General features: G+C 52.3%; 3 protein-coding genes. All 3 read left to right on the forward strand.

The window, feature by feature from the left end; all coding sequences use genetic code 11:
- The first annotated feature begins 123 nt into the window (after positions 1 to 123).
- Complete coding sequence (locus tag KOO63_16135; protein MBU8923346.1) at positions 124 to 621, forward strand: sigma-70 family RNA polymerase sigma factor; 498 nt, start codon at positions 124 to 126, stop codon at positions 619 to 621.
- Positions 618 to 1,349: a hypothetical protein gene (locus tag KOO63_16140; GenBank protein MBU8923347.1), complete on the forward strand. Its 732-nt coding sequence runs from the start codon at positions 618 to 620 to the stop codon at positions 1,347 to 1,349. Before KOO63_16135 ends, KOO63_16140 begins: the two co-directional genes overlap by 4 nt.
- Positions 1,350 to 1,431: 82 nt before the next feature.
- On the forward strand, positions 1,432 to 2,327 hold an 896-nt coding region (locus KOO63_16145), incomplete at its 3' end, for a C1 family peptidase (protein MBU8923348.1).

Genomic DNA, 2,327 nt, shown 5'->3' on the forward strand with positions numbered 1-2,327 from the left:
ATCATAGGATCGAACCGGTCGTTGATTTTTCCTGTAGTTATTTTCATCGATCTGCGACATATCTTGTGAGAACCGGGAACAGAGAAATGTCAGACATCGGAATGATGAAAAAGAATGAAGAAAATGAGATTCGATAAAAGAGAATTCACAAAAATACTTGAAGAGAACAAGGGGATCATTCACAAGGTCTCCCTGCTCTACGCGGATAATCCGGAGGACAGGGCAGACCTTTTCCAGGAAATCTGTTTTCAATTGTGGCGGTCATACGGCAGTTACCGGGAAGATGCCCGGTTCAGCACGTGGATGTACAGGGTCGCCATTAATACCGCGATCAGCCAGATCAGGAAACGGAAGAAAGACATATCCAAAGAAGAATACTATTCACAGAATCACACCTCTTACACAACGGACACATATGAGGAAAGGGACCAGAAGGAGAAGCTGTTCCGGGCTATCTCCAAGCTCAACAAGATCGACAAGGCCATCATCATGTTATGGCTCGAAGAAAAGAAATACGAAGAAATAGCGGAGATCATGGGGATAAGCAAATCGAATGTCAGCGTCAAACTGGTCAGGATCAAGCTCAGTCTGGCTGAAAAATTGAAAGGATCAGAAAAATGAAGGATCAGGACATGAGGATGTTATGGAATATTCTCCACGAACAGACGGAAGTTCCGGGCTCCGGCCGGATCTCCGTCGACAGGTTCATGGGGAGCCATTCGGAATCGATACAGAACAGGATCAGGGGCATGCTGCAGAAGGACCTGATCTTCAAGATGCTCAGCGGACTCGCGTTTCTCCTTAACTTCATTGTGTACAGGGATACGCCGAATGTCCTCTATGTCTGTATGGCCGGTGTCGTTCTGCTGGCGACTATGGCCTGGATCCAGTTGAAGATCCTTCAGCAGTTCAACCGGATCTCGGATCCCGGCCTGCCGACAAAGGACAGTCTTTCCGGGATCATGGTCTTCCTGAAACGAAAAGCGTACCTCTGTGAGATGACCCTTGCCTCCTCAGGGGCCCTTATTTTCGTCCCCGGCCTGCTGCTCTATTTCTTCTTCACTTACGGCTATGTAAGGGAGATGTCGGGATTCGGATTCATGGTGTATACGATCCTCTGCCTGATCGGTACGGTCACATCGTATATGAGGGTGAAATCACAGATCAGATTTCATATAAGACATATCACCGCCTGCCTGTCCGACCTCAACGAAGATTCCCTCGAGTTCGCTGTCCGGACCATCGAAAAGCAGCGCAAGCAGGACGAGACTGTCAAGCTGGTCGTCGGCCTCCTGCTGGTCTTCGGCTTCGTCTTACTCATCGGGGTCCTGAAATCGATCGTAAGCTGAATGGGTGCCCCCTATTGACAATTTCCGCTGAGGTATTAACTTTCTTGAGTGCCCCACCTGGCCTGCCTCGATGGAGATAAGTATGAGAATCCTTGCTATCGCGTTAATGATTTTGCTGCCTGCATCTGTACTGAGCGCGCAGGAAGCCCGGACCACGGAGGGAAGCAGGCTTGAGAACCTTGTCCCCGATCTTCCACCCGAACTGCGACTCGAGCAGATAAGGAAGTACATCAGGGATAATGGTCTCGAGTGGGAGGCGGGACTCACATCGAAGGCGTTGCTGCCGGTCGAGGCGAAGAGGCGGATCCTTGGTAACCTGATTGTACCCGGTGACGGCGCTCCCACTATACAGATCGTGCCCGGTTCCGTCCCCGACGAGCTGGACTGGCGCGACTTCGGAGGAGTGAGCGCAGTGACCCCCGTCAAGGATCAGGGGAGCTGCGGAAGCTGCTGGGCCTTCGCCGCAGCAGGCACTGCCGAATCATCCTTCAAGTTCATCTACGGCACGGAGCTCGATCTCAGCGAACAGCACCTCGTCTCCAACGGGCGGATCTGCTGTACAAATTGCGGGGACTGCCAGGGGGGCTGGTCGGACAGCTGTTTCACATTCATGATCAATGGCGGTATCCTCGATGAGGCGGCGATGCCTTACACAGGGATCAGTGACGAATGCAGGTACTCGCGCGACTGGGAGGAACATGTCATCTATCCGATCGAAAGCTATTTCAAGATAGAGCCCGACTTCCCCGAGGTCTATATGCATGCTCTCTTCGAATATGGCCCTCTCGCTGTGGGGATATTCGCGGACGACCTCTTCCTGTTCTATTCGGAAGGTGTATATTCCAATCCGGCTCCCACCGGGGAGCTGAATCATGTCGTCGTACTGGTCGGATGGGACGAAGAGGGCTGGATAATCAAGAACTCCTGGGGGACCGACTGGGGCGAGGCGGGATATGGCCACATCGCCTTCGGATCGAT

The organism is Candidatus Latescibacterota bacterium (genome assembly GCA_019038625.1).
Taxonomy (GTDB): domain Bacteria; phylum Krumholzibacteriota; class Krumholzibacteriia; order Krumholzibacteriales; family Krumholzibacteriaceae; genus JAGLYV01.

Excerpts from the sequence above, each read along its gene's own strand:
- KOO63_16135 (MBU8923346.1), top strand. The coding sequence starts at position 124 with ATGAGATTCGATAAAAGAGAATTCACAAAAATACTTGAAGAGAACAAG.
- KOO63_16140 (MBU8923347.1), top strand. The coding sequence starts at position 618 with ATGAAGGATCAGGACATGAGGATGTTATGGAATATTCTCCACGAACAG.